Source organism: Bifidobacterium thermophilum (assembly GCF_037482445.1).
In the GTDB taxonomy this organism is placed as follows: Bacteria; Actinomycetota; Actinomycetes; order Actinomycetales; family Bifidobacteriaceae; genus Bifidobacterium; species Bifidobacterium thermophilum_B.
This window is the reverse complement of record NZ_JBBHLY010000002.1, coordinates 175,918-192,643: the sequence shown is the minus strand read 5'-3', so window position 1 is coordinate 192,643 and position 16,726 is coordinate 175,918. Positions and strand designations below refer to the sequence as shown.

Sequence of the window (16,726 nt, the reverse complement as noted above, 5' to 3'; positions counted from 1 at the left end):
GTGGGGTGCGGCGCTTCGCGTATATCGGCCGGGGCTATGCGGGGCCGGCAAGGCGAATCCGCCGTCTGTACGCTTCCGTCCGGTCCGTCTCCGGTCGGCCCATCCGCGAATACCATCCGGTCGCGACGTTCAACCCGTATCACACCCGGCCGTGTCGGATAATGGACATTTCCCGCACCATGGCGTAGAATCGTGACGTTATCGAAATGCAGTGCCATCGGCACTGAAGAGCGAACAGGATGCGGCGCGGCGTGGCTCACACGTCGCGCCGCACTGTCTTGTCACGAATACGGCATCAAGCGCGAGAGGTCCGACGCATACAGCCTACACTCACGGCGAACGCATCACGTCGGGCGGGAAATCCGCGGATACGCACACGCCGTAGAAGGAAGGAACGACATGCCAGGCGCGAACCTCACCAGGGAAGAAGCCCAGGAACGCAAATCCACCATCAAGGCCCCCATCCATTACACGGTCGACCTCGACCTGACGCAAGGCGCGGAAGACTTCGGTTCGACCACCGTCATCACCTTCGGCGCGAACACGGGCGCGAGCACGTTCCTTGATCTGATCGCCGACGAGGTCACCGCGATCACCCTCAACGGCAAGACGCTCGACCCGTCGATCGTCTACCGTGACCACCGCATCGCGCTGACCGGGCTCCTCGAACACAACGAGGTCACCGTCACCGCCCGCTGCCAGTATTCGCATACCGGCGAAGGCCTGCATCGCAGCGTCGACCCGTCCGACGGCAATGTCTACCTGTACACCCAGTTCGAGGTGCCGGACGCCCGCCGCGTGTATGCGGTCTTCGACCAGCCCGACCTCAAGGCGATCTTCGACTTCCATGTGCTTGCCCCGCAAAGCTGGATCGTCACCTCGAACATGCCGGTCACGTCCACCGAGGACGTGGACCGTCTCACCGCCGACGGCACGCTCGGTGAGCATCCTGCGGAAACCTCGCGCAAGTGGACCTTCGAACCCACCCCGGTGATGAGCTCGTACCTGACCGCGATCTGCGCCGGTCCGTACGCGCAATGGCATGCCGAATACTCCAACGAGGACGGCCGCACCGTCCCCATGGCCATCTACTGCCGCCAGGCGCTCAAGGACGCGCTCGACAAGGACGCCGAGTACCTGTTCGACATCACCAAGAAGGGCTTCGCATTCTACGCCAAGACCTGGGGCGTACCGTACCCGTACGCCAAGTACGACCAGATCTTCGTGCCGGAATACAATGCGGGCGCGATGGAGAACATCGGCATGGTCACCATCCGCGACCAGTACGTGTTCGAATCCAAGGTGACCGATGCGTACGCCGAGCGCCGCGTGGTCACCGTGCTGCACGAGCTCGCCCACATGTGGTTCGGCGACTATGTGACCATGAAATGGTGGAACGACCTGTGGCTGAACGAATCCTTCGCCGAATTCATGTCCACGCTCGCCACCGCCGAGGCGACCGAATGGCATGACGCGTGGGCTACCTTCAGCTCCGGCGAGAAAAGCTGGGGCCAGGCGCAGGACCAGCTGCCGACCACCCACCCGATCGTCGCCCCGATCAACGACCTCAACGACACCTACGTGAACTTTGACGGCATCACCTACGCGAAGGGCGCGTCCGTGCTCAAGCAGCTTGTCGCCTATGTGGGCCGCGACAAGTTCTTCGAAGGCATCAACCACTATCTCAACAAGCATGCATACGGCAACGCGACACTCGCCGACCTGCTCGCCGAACTGGAACAGACCTCCGGGCGCGATCTCAAGGCCTGGAGCAAGCTGTGGCTGGAAGCCGCGGGCATCAACACCATCAGCGCCCGCGTTGCCGAGAACCCCGACGGCACCATCGCCACGCTGACCCTCGACCAGAGCGCGCCAGCCGAACACCCTGTGCTCAGGCCTCACCGTCTCGCAATCGGCTTCTACAACGAGAACGCCGACGGGCAGATCGTGCGCACCGACCGGTTCGAACTCGACGTGACCGGCGAGCATACGACCGTCGAGAAAGCCGCCGGCAAGAAGCGTCCGGCGTTCATCCTCGTCAACGACGATGACCTGACGTACACCAAGTTGCGGTTCGACGCGCAATCCCTCGAATTCGCGGCCGGCAACCTGTACCGCTTCGCCGACCCGCTCGCGCGGTCCGTGGTGTGGCTGTCCCTGTGGGATACGACCCGTGACGGCGAATTCCCGGCCGAACGCTTCATCAAGACGAGCCTTGATGCGCTGGCGACCGAACACGAGTCCACCACCTTCCGCTACGCACTCGCGCAGGTGTCCACGACGGCCCACCACTATGTCGCTCCCGCCCGCAGCGCCGAAGTGGCGAAGAGCACCGCGGAGCGCCTGTGGGAGCTTGCCGGCAAGGCGCAGGCCGGGTCCGACGAGCAGTTCCAGCTGGTCGGCGCCTACCTCACCTACGGCGTGGAAGGCGACGAGCGGTTCCTCGCCAACGCCGAAGGCCTGCTGGACGGCAGTGTCAGGCTTGAAGGGCTCGACATCGACAACAACATGCGCTGGACGATCCTCAAGGCGCTCGCCGGCGTCAACGCCATCGACAACGCGCGCATCGACGAGGAGCTTGCCAGGCGCGACACGACCGAGAACCGCGAGTTCGCCTACGGGGCCCGCGCGAGCCGCGCGACGGCCAAGGCCTGGGCATGGGACCAGGCGCTGCACAACGCCGACCTGACCAACATGCAGCTCGAAGCGGTCGCCGCGGGCTTCGCGTCCACCCCGCGCGAGGATCTCGCCAAGCCGTATGCCGCCGAGTATTTCAACCAGGTGGACTGGGTGTGGAAGAACAAGACCTTCCACATGGCCGAGGCCCTGCTCGAAGGACTGTACCCGTCCTATGCGGATCCGGCGGAACTCGTCCGGCTGGGCGACCAGTGGCTCGGCGAGCACGCCGATGCGCCGCGTGCGTTGCGCCGCATCATCATCGAGAACGTCGAATCCTCCCGCCGCGTGCTCAAGGTGCGCGCCTACAACGAGGCGCTGTGACCCGCTGACGCAGGCACGCTGAGGGCCGGCCGGCTGCTGTATTGCACCGGCCGGCCCTTCCGATAACCTGAAACGACGTATATAGCATATATGCTATAGTGGTGCTATGGACACCATTGACGCATTGAAGGCCCGCCGTCTTGAGACGGGGTTGAGCCAGCAGACGGTGGCGTCGCGGATGGGCACCACGCAATCGGCATTATCCCGGGCGGAACACGGCGGCAATCCGACCCAGGATTTCCTGCAACGGTATGACGAGGCCCTTTCCGATCTCACGGCGACATCAAGTATCACGGTGAAGTCCGGCAGTACCGTCGATACCGCGACGCTGAAGCTGATCACCGGTGCCATCGCAAAGAAATACGGTCTTGCACAAGTGTATCTGTACGGTTCATTCGCTCGTGGGGAGGCGGATGACGATTCCGATATCGACTTGCTGTATGTCTTGCGGGAGGCAAGCCGATTCGGCATGGGCGACCTTGCGCGATTGAAGAATGAACTGGAGCGGTCGTTTGGTAGGGAAGTCTCGCTGACCTCGCTTGCCTCATTGCGTCGGCACGCGCAGCGCAGCCGCGCAAGCAGACGGTTCTACGAGCATATTCAGCGTGATATGGTTCGGGTGGTGTGATGCATCGACGACATACCGACCAGCGATTCAGGGATGACACGAATCTTATCCGTCTCGCGGAACATCTGGCCCGCGCAAGCCGTGATGCCAGCGCGGTTGCTTCGGCTCGGGAGCTGGAAACGGATTACATGAGGTTCAATTCGGTCGCTATGGATATGGTCCAGGCCCAGGAGGCTGCGCGGAAGCTGTCCGACGGGTTCCTCGAGGAGGTCCCGCAGCTGCCGTGGCATGAACTGCGGGGATTGCGCAATGCCATCGTCCATGAATACGACGAAATCGACCCTGACGCTCTGTACGTATCCGCCACGGTGGATGTTCCGCGGCTGCTTGCCCAATTGCAGCCGTATCTTGACGCCATCGAGGATTGAACGCCGGTGTCGGCAACGGGGTTCTTGCAGACATACAAGTGGCGGGCCATCCGACCGTTGCGATAGGATGACCCGCCACTTACGTGTTACGTTATCGAGGCGATTGCCACAGGCGAATCCGCCGAATCCGCGGAATACGTATGGCAACCACCTGCGCCGCTTACTTCGCGAGCGCCGCCTTGAGGGACTCCTCGAAGATCTCCAGACCGCGCTTGGTCTGCTCATCGGTCATGACGAGCGGGGCGAGGAAGCGGATGACATTGCTGTCGGTGCCTGCGGATTCCATGAGCAGGCCGCGCTGCAGGGCTTCCTGGATGAGGTCGGCGACGAGCTTGGTGGCCGGCTCCTTGGTCTCGCGATCCTTGACGAATTCCACGCCGATCATCGCGCCGAGTCCACGGACATCGCCGATGACGTCGTACTTTTCGGCCATCGCCTTGAATCCTGCGGTCACCTGCTCGCCGATGTGGCGGGCCTTGGCCGGGAAGTCCTCTTCCTTGTAAATCTTCATGGCGGCGATGCCGGCCGCGCAGGACAGCGGGTTGCCGCAGAAGGTGCCGCCGATGGTGCCCGCCGGAGCGGCGTCCATGACCTCGTCGCGGCCGGTGATCGCGGAGATCGGCATGCCGCCGGCGAGGGACTTCGCGGTGGTCACGATGTCCGGCGCGGCGCCCGCCTCGGCCCAGTATTCGGAGGCGAAGTACTTGCCGGTACGGCAGTTGCCGCACTGGACTTCATCGGCGATGAGCAGGATACCGTTCTCGTCGCAGATCTTGCGCACGGCCTTGACCCATTCGATCGGGGCGGGGATGAATCCGCCTTCGCCCTGGAGCGGTTCGACGAGCAGACAGGCGACTTCCTTCGCCGGGATGCCCTGGTCGAACACTTTCTTCAGGCCGTCCACGTAGTAGTCGATGGCTTCCGCCTCGGAGTAACCCTTCGGCGCGCGATACAGGTACGGATACGGGGCTCGGGCGATGTCCGCCGGGAACGGGCCCATGCCGCGGGAGTAGGCCTTCTTGGCGGTAAGAGCCATGGTCAGGTTGGTGCGGCCGTGGAATGCGCCGGAGAAGCAGATCACGCCCTGGCGGCCGGTGTAGGCCTTGGCGATCTTGATGGCGTTCTCGTCACATTCGGCGCCGGAGTTGGCGAAATAGGTCTTCTTGTGGTCGCCGCGACACGGAATCGTGTTGTTCAGGCCTTCTGCGAGATCGACATAGCCTTCATGGCCGATGACGGTGAACAGCGCATGGAAATACTTGGTGGCCTGATCCTGCACGGCCTTGACAAGCTCAGGACGGGAGTACCCGATGTTGAGCACGCCGACGCCGCCGATCCAATCAAGGAACTTGTTGCCGTCGATGTCTTCGAACATGGCGCCTTCGCCACGCTTGATGCACACCGGATACGTGTTGATGCACATGCCGGCGGGAACGTTCGCGTTGCGCTTTTTGAGGAATTCTTGGGTCTTGGGGCCCGGAACGCTTTCAGTGACAATCTGGGGCATATCTTCGGCCAATGTCATCGCGGTATCTCCTTGACTATGTATTTCGCAACAACGGTGGCGGAATACTGCGGATTTCGTCGCCGTCTTACCTGACAAGGAAATGTTTAACACCCGCGTGTTGCCCACGGTTCGTTATCCCGAAACGGGGTCGTTGCTTTGCTGAAACAGGCGTGCTTTATTCGTAACATTCGCGTCTTAACGACAATCGGCGATAGCTGGTTACGCCCTCGACATGGGGCTGACAGGTGTTGGAATTCCGGGGATTGCAGGATTGCCTGTGGAATGCCGGATGCGTTGCTGCCATGGTGTTTGGCCGCGGCGCATCCTTCGGACGATCCCCGATACCCGTCTGCGGCCTGTCCACAACGTGGACATTTCCACGAGATGTCCAGGAGGGAACCGATGGGAGCCGATAGGAGCCGCTCACATGGCTTGAGCGGTATCGCACGTGATGGGATACGTGCGGCACATGCGCGACGGCCGCCGCACAACGGATGCATACGCATCGTCATGCGGCGGCCATCGTCTGAGGGGGTCGCCCAGGTCTCGCCTTGACCGGTCACAGCGCCTTACGGTACAGCTCGGCGATATCTTCCGCGCCGATCTCGGTACGCGTGTTCGCGATATTGGCGGGGGAGACCTTCATGGCATTCTCCGTGAGCCACGGGATGTCGGATTCGCTGATGCCCAGTGCGCTCAGCGTCACATCCAGCCCGATGCTGCGTTCGAAGCCGCGGATCTTCTCGGCGCAGTCCTCGGCCGTGTACCCGCCCATCAGCCGCGCCAGCCTGCCGAACTTGAAGCGGTCGCCCTGCCATGTGGCATCCACGACGGTCGGCGCGATGGCTGCCAGCCCCTTGCCGTGCGTCACGTTCTTCAGCCCGCTGACCGGGTGTTCCATGGCGTGCGTCAGCGTGATGCCCGCCGTACCGATTACCAGGCCGCCGATTGTGGCCGCCTGGGACATGTGTTCCCAGTCCTTGAGCGTGCCCGTGCCGGCGACAAGCCGCGGCAGGCTCTCAAGAATGAGCGGAATCGCGTAGAGCGCGAGCGCGTCAGTGAACGGCTGCGCGTTCTTGGCCGTGTACGCCTCGAAGCAGTGGCAGAAGGCGTCGAAACCGACCGCCGCCAGCTGGCCCTTGGGCATGGTCATCATCGCCTCAGGGTCCACGATGGAGCGTTTCGCCATGATCGCCGGGCATCGCAGCGACTTCTTGTCGCCGTTCTCCGGGTTCGTCAGCACCGCGAAGCCGTTGGCCTCGGAACCGGAGCCGCACGTCGTGGGGATGAGCATGAGCGGCAGCGCAACGTCACTGGACTTGCGCCCGTAGATGTAATCGTTGATGTCGCCGTCGTTCTTCGCCATGAACGCGATGCCCTTGGCGCAGTCCATCACCGAGCCGCCGCCCAGGCCGACGACCATGTCATAGCCGCCGTCCTTCGCGAGGCGCGCACCCTCCTCGACCGTCGTCGTCAGCGGGTTGGCCGACGCCTTGTCGAACAGGCCGGTGGTGATGCCCGCCGCCGTGAGCGAATCGTTGACCTTGTCGTACACGCCGGTCTTCTTGGCGCTGGAGCGGCCGGTCACGATAAGCGCCCTGGAGCCGAGCGGCTTGGCGAGTTCACCGGCTTTCGCCAGTGTGCCCGCGCCGAAGGTGAGATTGACCGGGGCATAGTAGCTGAACGTGCGTGCCGTAGGTTCGGCTGCGGTAGCCGTGGCCGCCGCAGTGACCGCTGACACCGCCGCGCTGACCTCCGCCTGGCCGATGGTGGCGACTTTGGCGGCGGATGCGGCCCCGACGGCCTCGCCGGCTGCGATGGAGGCGGCGGCGGAGCGTTCGCGGGCGTAATCCTGGTCAAGCTCGTCATTGGCGACTTCGACCAGCGTGCCGAACTTCTTGCCATAGCGCGCCTTGCACGCGAAGTAGAAGACCACGCCGAGCAGCGCCCAGCCGCCGACGAACGCCCACTCGGTGGGAACGAGGGCCGCCGCGCTGCCGGGGATGCAGTACATGACGACCATGAAGCCGGACATGACGATGGCCATGAAGCCTACGAACTTGTAATGCTTCACCTTGTACGGGCGGGGCATGTCGGGCATCTTCCTGCGCAGGATCACGAAGGAGATCGCGACCATGCAGTAGGCGACGCAGCACGCGAGGTTGCCGGCGTCCACGATCCACACGAGCATCTTGCGACCGAGCAGCGGGGCGAGGCAGCTGAGCAGACCGATCAGGCCGATCGCCACCCACGGGGTCTTGTACTTCTTGTGCAGCTTGCCGAACACCGGCGGGATCATGTAGGACTCGGCCATGGAGTACATGGCGCGGCTGCCGCCGATCATGAAGGAGTTCCACGAGGTCACCACGCCGCACAGGCCGCCGATGATCAGCACTTTGGCCATGACATCGGTGTGGAAGGCGCGGGCCATGGCGTCCGCGGTCACCAGGCCGCTGCCGGAATTCTCGGACTGCGCGATGGCCGCGGGGTTCAGCACGTAGCCGACGGCGAAGATGATCAGCACGTAGAACGCCACGGCGAGGAGGATCGACAGGAGCAGCATCTTCGCGATCTTCTTGAGCGGCACGTTGATTTCCTCGGCCGCCTGCGGAATCACGTCAAAACCAATGAAATAGAACGGCGTCATCATCGCGACGCGCAGGATATTGCCGAATACGCTCGCGGTGTTGCCGCCGACGAACGCCTGTCCTTCAAGGTTGGACGGGGTGCCGCTGATCACGGAGCCGGCGATCAGCAGGATGCCTGCGCCGCCGATGACGCAGGTGAGCACGGTCTGTACGATCGCCGCCGTTTTCGCGCCGCGGATGTTGATGTACGTGATGAACACGGCCATGATGATGGCCACCGCAAGCCAGGAAGCGTAGATGTCGAATCCGGCGACCGTGTACAGGTATCCTTGCAGGAAGCCCGGGAACAGGTAGGTGATGATCGTCGGCATGGCGCACGCCTCGAAGCATACGACGCTCACATAGCCGAGGATGATCGCCCACGTGCACACGAACGACCCGGTCGGCCCCATGGCGCGGTAGCTGAATACGTGTTCGCCGCCGCAGTCCGGCATGGCGGGTGTCAGCTCCGCGTAGGTCAGGCCGATGAAGAAGATCATGACGCCGCCCAGCACGAAGCCGAGCATGGCGCCGACCACGCCGCCGCGGTCGATCCAGTCGCCGCTGGAGACGACCCAGGCCCATCCGATCATGGCGCCGAAGGCGATGACGAGAATATCCCAGACGTTGAAGACCTTGTCGAATTCCGATGCTTTCTTGTCAGCCATCTGTCTCACTCCCTCTCGTCACTCGCCCAGCATCTCGACGAGCGTCAGCAGATATTTCGCGGTCTTGTCCCAGCCCAGCAGGCTGGTGTCGAGCAGCAGGTCGCGCTGGCTGCGGTCGCCGCGGTGGGTGCCGGTGATGTACTTGTGCCGCGAATGGTTGAGCTCGTCGTTGTATTCGACGATTTCCTTGGCTTTCTTGGCGTCTACGTGGTCCTGTTCCATGATGGATTCGATGCGTACGTCCTTCGGCGCGTACAGGAACACGTCGAGCACGTCGTCGCGCTCACGCAGCAGATAGTTGGCGGAACGGCCGATGATGACGCATGACGACTTCTCGGCAAGGTCATTGATGACCTCGGACTGGGTGAAGATGACGCGGTTGCTGAGGTTCGCGTAGCGCGGGCCGAGCGATGTCTCGAACGCATACTGGACGTTCGTCTTCTGGTCGGCCTGTTCGACGAGGCCGCGGCTGACGCCCAGCTGGTTGACGACCTTGTCGACCAGGTCGCGATCGTAGTATTCGATGCCGAGCGCGTCGGCGAGCATCTTGCCGATCTGCGGGCCGCCGGCGCCGTATTCGCATCCGATGGTGATGATGATGTGGTCCGGGTTGAAGTTCATCGTGCCGTCTCCTTGCTGTCGGCGGTGCATGCGGCCCGCGCGCGGAACGCGGTGCGCGTCGCATGCGGGGTGTTGGCGGTGTGTGGGTGCTCCGCGCGGCTGCCGCCCTGTGCCGGGGCTTCGATGCCTGCGAATCTCATGCGAATCCTCTTTCTGTATATACCGTCACGCGTGGCGGATATATGCGGCGGATCCAACCGGTTCCGCAGGTCCCGCGAACGTGCCGTACGCCATGGATATGGGAGATTCCGCTTGTCTGTGCCGTTCTTGTGGATCGGTGGAGGACTTGTGAAATCTGTCCTTTTGTTATAAAAGCGAAAGGTTTCGTGTGTTTCCCGCCATTCATGCGCCGATTACGCGGACGGAACACGGGCGTAACATTCGGCGTGCGCAGTTGCGTGATTCGTTGTCCCGGCGGTCGTTGTGCGTATCGGCACGGTTGCCGCAATGGGGAAAGGACGCGAGCGGAGCGTTCCACATTCCGGACATGTTGATCGATTCGTGGATGTTCCTGAGCGGTAACAAGGTGTCGCATTTGTCCAGACGAGCCGATTGTCGCCGTGGACATTTCCGCGCCGGTGTTCCCTCACCGGTGACGTGGAAGTGGCCGGGCGGCGCCGATTGCGCGGATACCGTGCTATAACCGCGCGGATGGCGCAGTTGGGAGCACGGGTAGGTACGATGGAACTCAGCATATTCATGTCAAAGAAGCGAGGACTACAACCATGCCGAAAATGTTCGGAACCGATGGTGTGCGCGGGCTGGCGAACAGGGATCTGACCGCCCGACTGGCATTGGATCTGGGAGACGCCGCCGTCCGCGTGCTCGGCCAGGCCGATGCGCCGCAAGGCAAGGGCGACGGTGACCATACCGAGGGACGGCGTCGCGCGTTGGTGGGGCGCGACACCCGTGTCTCCGGCGACTTCCTGTCGTCTGCATTGTCGGCGGGTATGAGCGCCGGCGGCTTCGATGTCATCGACGTCGGCATCATCCCGACGCCGGGCATCGCGTTCCTCACCTCCGTACTCAACGTCGAGATGGGCGCGGTGATTTCCGCATCGCATAACCCGATGCCCGATAACGGTATCAAGTTCTTCGCGCGCGGCGGCTTCAAGCTGCCCGACAGCAAGGAGGACGAGATCGAGGCCGTGCTCGGCAAGGACTGGGACCGCCCGACGGGCGCCGGCGTGGGCCGTATCAGCCATGACACCGTGACCGCCACGAACCTGTACATCGACCACCTGGTCTCCACCATCGCACCGGTCGTCGGACCGGACAAGACCCAGCCGAAGCCGCTCGCCGGCCTGCGTCTGGTCGCCGACTGCGCCAACGGCGCCACCTCCGTGGTCGCCCCCGAGGCGTTGCGTCGCGCGGGTGCCGAGGTCATCGTCATCAACGCGTCGCCTGACGGGTACAACATCAACGACCGTGCCGGTTCCACGCACCCCGAGCAGCTGCAGGCCATGGTCAGGGCCACCGGCAGCGCGATGGGCGTCGCCTTCGATGGTGACGCGGACCGCTGCCTCGCCGTGGACGAGGACGGCAATATGGTCAACGGCGACCAGATCATGGGTATCCTCGCGCGCGCCAAGAAGCGCGAAGGCAAGCTCAACCACGACACGCTCGTGGTGACGGTCATGAGCAACCTCGGCCTCAAGCTCGCCCTCAAGGACATGGGCATCAAGACCGTGCAGACCAATGTGGGCGACCGGTACGTGCTCGAGGAGATGCTGCGCGGCGACTATTCGCTGGGCGGCGAACAGTCCGGCCATGTAATCAACCGCGAGTTCGCCACGACCGGCGACGGTACGCTCACCGCGCTGACCCTGTGCAACGAGGTCGTCAAGTCCGGCAAGGGCCTCAAGCAGCTTGCCGCCGACTTCCCGCAGCTGCCGCAGCAGCTGGTCAACGTCCGGTGCGCCAACAAGCAGGCGGTCACCACGAACGCCGCCGTGCAGAAGGCCGTGGAGAAGGAAACCGAATTGCTGGGGGAGACCGGCCGTGTGCTGCTGCGCCCGAGCGGCACCGAACCGCTGGTGCGCGTGATGGCCGAGGCCGCCACCCAGCAGCAGGCGGACGAGGTGTGCGACCGTCTCGCCAAAGTCGTCGCGGAGGAGCTGGCATAACATGTTCACACGAGGTTCGAGTATCGACTTGGGGCTCAACCGGGCTGTCGAGAGCCTGCTGAGATCCGGGGGCAGCGAAGGGATCCTCCCGATCGTGCAGGTCGGGGAACCGGTGCTGCGCCAGCCGACGCGCCGGTACAACGGCCAGTTGAGCAAGAGCACGCTCACCAAGCTCGTCGAAACGATGCGTACGACCATGATCGAAGCGCCCGGCGTCGGCTTGGCCGCCCCGCAGATCGGTCTGGGACTCGCCTTGGCGGTGGTCGAAGACCATATCGGCGACGACTTGGATGATCCGCGGGAGATCTCGGAATTCCCGTTCCACGCGATCATCAACCCGTCCTACCAGCCGATCGGCACGGAAACGCGCAGCTTCTACGAGGGCTGCCTGAGTTTCGAAGGCTATCAGGCGGTCCGCAAGCGTTGGCGGAATATCACCGCGCGTTGGCAGGACATGGACGGCACATGGCATGAGGAGCAGCTGCACGGCTGGCCGGCCCGCATCTTCCAGCATGAGACCGACCATCTCAGCGGCGAACTGTATATCGACCGTGCACAGATCCGCTCGCTGGCCACTGACGAGAACGTCGAGGACTACTGGTGCGACGACCCGGTCCCGATCGCCGCGGCGAAGGAACTCGGCTTCAAACTCAACTGAGCCAAGCGACACCATCGGCAATCAGACACGTGCGATTCGCGACCTTCCGCCGACGTTGACTGCATCGTAAGTGTCGGCAGAGGCGGAACAATAACCCTCTGCCGACGCTTAGAGTCATCTCAGTGTCGGTGGAAGCAGAGCCATAACCCTCTGCCGACGCTGACGGGGCCCTCAGTGTCGGTGGTCGGTTTGGTGCATTCGGCCGTGCCGGTTTTAGGGGTCGCCGTGCCTATGATCATGCACACGAGACAGGTCGTCGCATAGCAACACGCGCGTCTTGCCACACGGCTTACTGCCCGTGCGCGAGCTCGTATTGCGCCAGATCGAGAATGGTGTGCCAGTCGTCCGGTGCCAGCTGCGGCGGGATCAGCGCCATCTGCTGATACGGGTCGTCGGCGAGCACACGAGCGGCGAAATCGCGAAGCCGCCGCCATTGCCCGCGCCTGATGAGCTGGGCCGCGTACGCGTCAGCCATCGGTTCGATGTCGCTATGCTCGCTGAGCATGCTGTCGGCCTGTTCGTCCTCGCCGCAGATACGCAGGACGTCATGGCGCAGCATGAGCATCGAGATGTCGAACTGCTCACGGATGCCGCCTGCGGACACGTCGACCAGATTCCCCTCGGAATCCATCATAAGATTGCCGGCGGGATCATCCTTGTCGTTGGAACGGATATCGCGCTCGACCGATGTCATGGTCGCCTGGGCACGGTCGATCGCATCATAGACGAATACCCGCGTGTCGTCCCATTGGGCGAATGGCAGCGAGCACGCGATGAGCTGGACCATCTGCACCGGGTTGAACCGGAAATCCTCGCGGCACGCTGCCGATATGATTTCGTCGAGCGCCTGGCCGCCGGTGACCGGATCGGCATGCTGGGCCACGCTGTCGAAGTAGATGCGCGTCTCATCGATCAGGCGCTTGAGATAGGAGAGCCCTTCGCCTTCCCGGTCGGCGATGCTGCCGAGGAACGAGGATGTCGTGGTCAGTGCGGTGGCAAGATTGCCGGCCGCGTCACGCCACCTGGTGCTCATGAGCGCGTTCCCGACCACCGCCTCGACACCGCAGAGAGCACCGGTGCTGTAGTAGAAGGTCGGCATGTCCGTCCGGTTGATGCCGTCGGCCCCGTCGGCCTGCGGGGTGGGGCTGAGCGAATCCATGGCGCGTAGATACCAGCGGATCGGCGCGTCGATGATCTGCTTCGCCTCTTCGGGGGGAGCGACGGGTATGTTTTCGCGTTCGGCGTCATCGCCTTGAGCGTCGTCGTGGATGGAACGGTCCCACAGGAAGGTCGGCCCCTGCAGGCCGGAATGGCTCAGCAGGTCGTTGGCGAAGTCCCGTAATGCTTCAAAATGCTGGGGTGGTGTCGTGGGGTCGCTCATGCCGGTCCTTCTCGTGTCGGTTGGTTCAAGCATAACCGACTGGTGAGCATTGCGCGATGGTTCGCTCGCCTGTGATGGCAGGCGGGCGCCAGCGCATTACAGTGGTGAGGATACACGTGGTGAGGGTCCACGACAAGGAAAACGGAGATGTGATGGCTGGAATAACCAATTCGTCGGCGTCTGTTGCCGGAGCCAAACACCGGCATGTGCTGCTCGGCGTGTGCGCCGCGTTGCTGATGATCGTGTCGGCGCTCGGCACCGCCGCGCGTGCGCTTCCCGCTGATCTGCAAGCGTTGCCGTACGTGCCCGTCATCGTGTCGCTCACGTCGTGGTTCGCGGTCCTTGCCGCGCTCGCGCTGGTGCTGGCACTGGTGTCGAACCGCTGGTTCGTGGCGCTGGTCGCATTGGCGTGTGTCGCGGCGCAGGTGTGGTGGCAGGCGCCGTTCTTCCGGCCGCAGGCTGCGCTGTCGGATGCGGCGGTGAGTGCCGTCGGGCAGGCGCATGCCATCACCGGCGACCATTATGCGAGGGTGATGACGCTCAACGTGTTCAAGGGGCAGGCCGACCCCCAGGCGGTGGTCAACCTGGTCCGCGACGAACGTGTTGAAGTGCTCGCCTTGCAGGAGACCACGGACGCGTTCGTCAAACAGCTGGAAGCGGATGGTATCGGCGATTATCTGCCGTATTCGCAGGTCTCATCGTCCGACGGCGTGTATGGCAACGGCCTGTGGTCGGCGGTCGCACTTGACGATCCCGTGGATGACGAGGTCCATTCGAGCGCCTCGTTCATGCCCGCGGGGACGGTCGATATGGGCGGCGTGCAGGTGCGGTTCATTTCCGTGCATACCACGTCACCCCAACCGGGGTATTGGTCCCAGTGGAACAGGGCGTTGAACGAGCTGTCCCTCATGCGGCAGAAAACCGGCACGGCGTACGTGATGATGGGGGATTTCAACGCCACGTATGACCATGCCGCGTTCCGCAATATCCTCGGATCGAGGTTCTCCGATGCCACGCGCCAGGCCGGTCACGGTCTCGTGCTGACGTGGCCGACGAATCGCACCGGGGTACCGGCCTTCGCGGGCATCGACCATATCCTGATCGACCAGGGCATGGTCGCCGGGCAGGTGCAGGCCCGGCATGTGGCGGGTTCCGACCACGCCGCGTTGCTCGCCACATTGCAGGTCGGGTGACCGATCTGACCGGCGTTCGGCGGCACGCGGCGGCAATGCAGACCGACGCCGGTTCATGCTGATGCGGCAGGACTTCAACGACCGCCTGAGCAGCAGCCCGCAATCGCCGGTATCGTTCGCGTTGCCGAATGTGCTGTCCGCCTGGGCGATTGGCCGTGTTCGGCAAGAGCTCAGGCGGACGGTCTGCCGGGCTTACTCGAGGTTGGACTGCGTGCCGGCGGTGTCCGCCGAGGTCTGCTGCTGGGCCTGTGCGGCGTCGAGCTTGGCGCGCACCTGGTCGAGCAGCGTCTGGGCGCGCTTGGCGAGCGCCTCGCCGAGCTCCCACTGGCGCATGGACTGGTCGAGGTTCAGGCCGCCGGCCTCGAGCGCCTGCACGGCCTGGATCAGCTGGTCGCGTGCCTCCTCGTACGACATGGATGCGATGCGCTCGTGCTCCTCCTGGGTCAGGCTCGAGGCGGGGGCTTCGGCGTTCTGGGGCTTCTGTGGTTCTGATGTCATCGGTGTTCCTTCCATGGCTGTGGATGTGTCGGTTGTTTCGCGGTTGGTGTTGTGAATAGGGGGTGTGCGACGGCAGCGTGCGACGGTGGCTGTATCACTCGCCGGTATCGCCGGCGGGGGCCTCGCTGTTGCCGGTCTCGCTGTTGCCGGCCTGCCCGATGGTTTCGGCGAGCAGGGTGCCGTGATGCAAGGTGATGGCAAGGCGTTCGCCCGCCCTCGCGTCGGCCGCGTTGTCAAGCACATGACCGTCGGCGGTCTGCACGACGGCGTACCCGCGGTTGAGGGTCGCCTGCGGGCTCATGGCGGTGAGGCTGGCGTGCAGCTTTTCGACGCTCATGCTGGCGTCGTCGACAATGCGGGTCAACCCGTATCTCATGCGTTGCACGGCGTCGTCAACCAGCCGCTGATGCGGTTCGAGCATGGTGCTCGGGTTGGTCAGGCTCGGCCGGTTCGCATAGCCTTCGATAAGCCGCTGCTCGTTGCCGACCAAGGCGTCCATGCGCAGGTTCATGCGTTGCCAGGCATTGGTGATGAGCTGCCACTGCTCACGCACATCCGGCACAACCTTCTTTGCTGCATCCGTCGGCGTCGAGGCGCGAAGGTCGGCGGCCAGATCGATGAGCGTCCAGTCGTCCTCGTGTCCGATGGCCGAGACGATGGGCTTGCGGCATGCCGCCGTGGCACGTACCACGCTTTCGTCGGAGAAGCCGATGAGGTCCTCGAAACTGCCGCCGCCGCGTGCGACGATGATGACGTCCACGCGCGGGTCGTCGTCGAGCTTGCGGATCGCCTGCACGACTTCCGGCGGGCATTGCGCGCCTTGGACGTGCACGTGCTCGACCACGAAGTCCACCGCCGGCCAGCGTAGGTTCACGTTGGTGATGACATCGCCTTCGGCGCGCGCCTGGGGTGCGCAGATCAGGCCGATGCACCGGGGGAATTCCGGCAGTTCAATCTTGTTTTCGGCATCGAACAGGCCTTCGCCCTTGAGCCTCTTGCGCAGCTCGTCGATCTGCGCCTTGAGGTCGCCGGCCCCGACGCGGCGGATGTCGTCGGCGACGAAGCTCAGGCGAGTCGCTTTCACCCATACTTCCGGCTTGCCGTGGACGACGACGCGGTCGCCTTGCCTGAACTCGCGGGCCATGGCGACGAAGTTCCTGAACCCCATGACGGACATCGAGATGTCCTGGGTGTTGTCGCGCAGCGTGATGTAGCCGGACGTGCTTCGCCGCATGTTGATTTCGACGATCTGGCCTTCGACCCACGACGCCGGCCAGCGCTCGACCGCGTCATGGTATTTCTGGCTGACCACGCTGACCGGCCACGGGTTCTCCGCGGTGGTGTCGCGCGCCAGTCGTGGCAGCTGGTCGAGCGGCTTGGGCGCCTGTATGGCCCCGGGGGCCGCATACCCCTGGTTGTACCCGAATCCTTGCATAAAACTCCTCTGTGCC

General features: G+C 63.7%; 13 protein-coding genes. 6 read left to right on the top strand and 7 right to left on the bottom strand.

Translation table 11 applies throughout. From position 1 onward, the window contains the following. Nucleotides 1–399: 399 nt before the first annotated feature. The 3 genes from pepN to WD012_RS02505 all read left to right on the top strand — a co-directional run bounded on the left by pepN (nucleotide 400) and on the right by WD012_RS02505 (nucleotide 3,996). Nucleotides 400–3,000, top strand: a complete 2,601-nt coding sequence (gene pepN / locus WD012_RS02515) for an aminopeptidase N (protein ID WP_339562211.1) — start codon at nucleotides 400–402, stop codon at nucleotides 2,998–3,000. Between the two features lie 106 nt (nucleotides 3,001–3,106). Further along, nucleotides 3,107–3,628, top strand: coding sequence for a nucleotidyltransferase domain-containing protein (locus WD012_RS02510; protein WP_339562210.1), 522 nt, complete (start codon nucleotides 3,107–3,109; stop codon nucleotides 3,626–3,628). Then, nucleotides 3,628–3,996 carry a HepT-like ribonuclease domain-containing protein gene (locus WD012_RS02505; protein ID WP_339562209.1) on the top strand — a complete coding sequence of 123 codons (369 nt, stop codon included), beginning with the start codon at nucleotides 3,628–3,630 and terminating at the stop codon, nucleotides 3,994–3,996. The genes WD012_RS02510 and WD012_RS02505 overlap by 1 nt, the downstream gene beginning before the upstream one ends. Before the next feature lie 160 nt (nucleotides 3,997–4,156). On the opposite strand, the gene WD012_RS02500 is transcribed toward WD012_RS02505, so the two are convergent. From WD012_RS02500 to WD012_RS02485, 4 genes are all read right to left on the bottom strand, one after another. Then, nucleotides 4,157–5,521, bottom strand: coding sequence for an aspartate aminotransferase family protein (locus WD012_RS02500; RefSeq protein WP_339562208.1), 1,365 nt, complete (start codon nucleotides 5,519–5,521; stop codon nucleotides 4,157–4,159). Nucleotides 5,522–6,062: 541 nt separating this feature from the next. Further along, nucleotides 6,063–8,798 (bottom strand): bifunctional amino acid transporter/iron-containing alcohol dehydrogenase, encoded by a 2,736-nt coding sequence (locus tag WD012_RS02495; RefSeq protein WP_339562207.1) that lies wholly within the window; start codon nucleotides 8,796–8,798, stop codon nucleotides 6,063–6,065. Between the two features lie 18 nt (nucleotides 8,799–8,816). Continuing rightward, the gene (locus WD012_RS02490; protein WP_339562206.1) at nucleotides 8,817–9,419 is read right to left on the bottom strand and encodes a cytidylate kinase-like family protein; all 603 of its coding nucleotides are present in this window, start codon (nucleotides 9,417–9,419) and stop codon (nucleotides 8,817–8,819) included. Then, on the bottom strand, nucleotides 9,416–9,559 hold the full coding sequence (locus WD012_RS02485) for a hypothetical protein (RefSeq protein ID WP_339562205.1): 144 nt from the start codon (nucleotides 9,557–9,559) through the stop codon (nucleotides 9,416–9,418). The genes WD012_RS02490 and WD012_RS02485 overlap by 4 nt, the downstream gene beginning before the upstream one ends. Before the next feature lie 585 nt (nucleotides 9,560–10,144). Here WD012_RS02485 and glmM point away from each other — a divergent pair. Continuing rightward, nucleotides 10,145–11,545 (top strand): phosphoglucosamine mutase, encoded by a 1,401-nt coding sequence (gene glmM, locus WD012_RS02480; protein WP_339562204.1) that lies wholly within the window; start codon nucleotides 10,145–10,147, stop codon nucleotides 11,543–11,545. Nucleotide 11,546: 1 nt separating this feature from the next. Further along, entirely contained in the window at nucleotides 11,547–12,203 is a 657-nt protein-coding gene (locus WD012_RS02475) for a peptide deformylase (RefSeq protein ID WP_339562203.1), read from the top strand. Between the two features lie 289 nt (nucleotides 12,204–12,492). Here the strand turns inward: WD012_RS02475 and WD012_RS02470 are convergent, their stop codons facing one another. Then, on the bottom strand, nucleotides 12,493–13,584 hold the full coding sequence (locus WD012_RS02470) for a hypothetical protein (RefSeq protein WP_339562202.1): 1,092 nt from the start codon (nucleotides 13,582–13,584) through the stop codon (nucleotides 12,493–12,495). Between the two features lie 152 nt (nucleotides 13,585–13,736). On the opposite strand from WD012_RS02470, the gene WD012_RS02465 reads away from it, so the two are divergent. Then, on the top strand, nucleotides 13,737–14,777 hold the full coding sequence (locus WD012_RS02465; protein WP_339562201.1) for an endonuclease/exonuclease/phosphatase family protein: 1,041 nt from the start codon (nucleotides 13,737–13,739) through the stop codon (nucleotides 14,775–14,777). 192 nt (nucleotides 14,778–14,969) lie between these two features. On the opposite strand, the gene WD012_RS02460 is transcribed toward WD012_RS02465, so the two are convergent. Next, nucleotides 14,970–15,275 (bottom strand): exodeoxyribonuclease VII small subunit, encoded by a 306-nt coding sequence (locus tag WD012_RS02460; RefSeq protein ID WP_339562200.1) that lies wholly within the window; start codon nucleotides 15,273–15,275, stop codon nucleotides 14,970–14,972. Nucleotides 15,276–15,369: 94 nt separating this feature from the next. Beyond that, on the bottom strand, nucleotides 15,370–16,710 hold the full coding sequence (gene xseA, locus WD012_RS02455; RefSeq protein ID WP_339562199.1) for an exodeoxyribonuclease VII large subunit: 1,341 nt from the start codon (nucleotides 16,708–16,710) through the stop codon (nucleotides 15,370–15,372). Nucleotides 16,711–16,726: the final 16 nt, after the last annotated feature.

What these genes read in the sequence shown, in the direction of transcription:
- pepN (WP_339562211.1), top strand. Translation starts at nt 400, where the DNA reads ATGCCAGGCGCGAACCTCACCAGGGAAGAAGCCCAGGAACGCAAATCC.
- WD012_RS02510 (WP_339562210.1), top strand. Translation starts at nt 3,107, where the DNA reads ATGGACACCATTGACGCATTGAAGGCCCGCCGTCTTGAGACGGGGTTG.
- WD012_RS02505 (WP_339562209.1), top strand. Translation starts at nt 3,628, where the DNA reads ATGCATCGACGACATACCGACCAGCGATTCAGGGATGACACGAATCTT.
- WD012_RS02500 (WP_339562208.1), bottom strand. Translation starts at nt 5,521, where the DNA reads ATGACATTGGCCGAAGATATGCCCCAGATTGTCACTGAAAGCGTTCCG.
- WD012_RS02495 (WP_339562207.1), bottom strand. Translation starts at nt 8,798, where the DNA reads ATGGCTGACAAGAAAGCATCGGAATTCGACAAGGTCTTCAACGTCTGG.
- WD012_RS02490 (WP_339562206.1), bottom strand. Translation starts at nt 9,419, where the DNA reads ATGAACTTCAACCCGGACCACATCATCATCACCATCGGATGCGAATAC.
- WD012_RS02485 (WP_339562205.1), bottom strand. Translation starts at nt 9,559, where the DNA reads ATGAGATTCGCAGGCATCGAAGCCCCGGCACAGGGCGGCAGCCGCGCG.
- glmM (WP_339562204.1), top strand. Translation starts at nt 10,145, where the DNA reads ATGCCGAAAATGTTCGGAACCGATGGTGTGCGCGGGCTGGCGAACAGG.
- WD012_RS02475 (WP_339562203.1), top strand. Translation starts at nt 11,547, where the DNA reads ATGTTCACACGAGGTTCGAGTATCGACTTGGGGCTCAACCGGGCTGTC.
- WD012_RS02470 (WP_339562202.1), bottom strand. Translation starts at nt 13,584, where the DNA reads ATGAGCGACCCCACGACACCACCCCAGCATTTTGAAGCATTACGGGAC.
- WD012_RS02465 (WP_339562201.1), top strand. Translation starts at nt 13,737, where the DNA reads ATGGCTGGAATAACCAATTCGTCGGCGTCTGTTGCCGGAGCCAAACAC.
- WD012_RS02460 (WP_339562200.1), bottom strand. Translation starts at nt 15,275, where the DNA reads ATGACATCAGAACCACAGAAGCCCCAGAACGCCGAAGCCCCCGCCTCG.
- xseA (WP_339562199.1), bottom strand. Translation starts at nt 16,710, where the DNA reads ATGCAAGGATTCGGGTACAACCAGGGGTATGCGGCCCCCGGGGCCATA.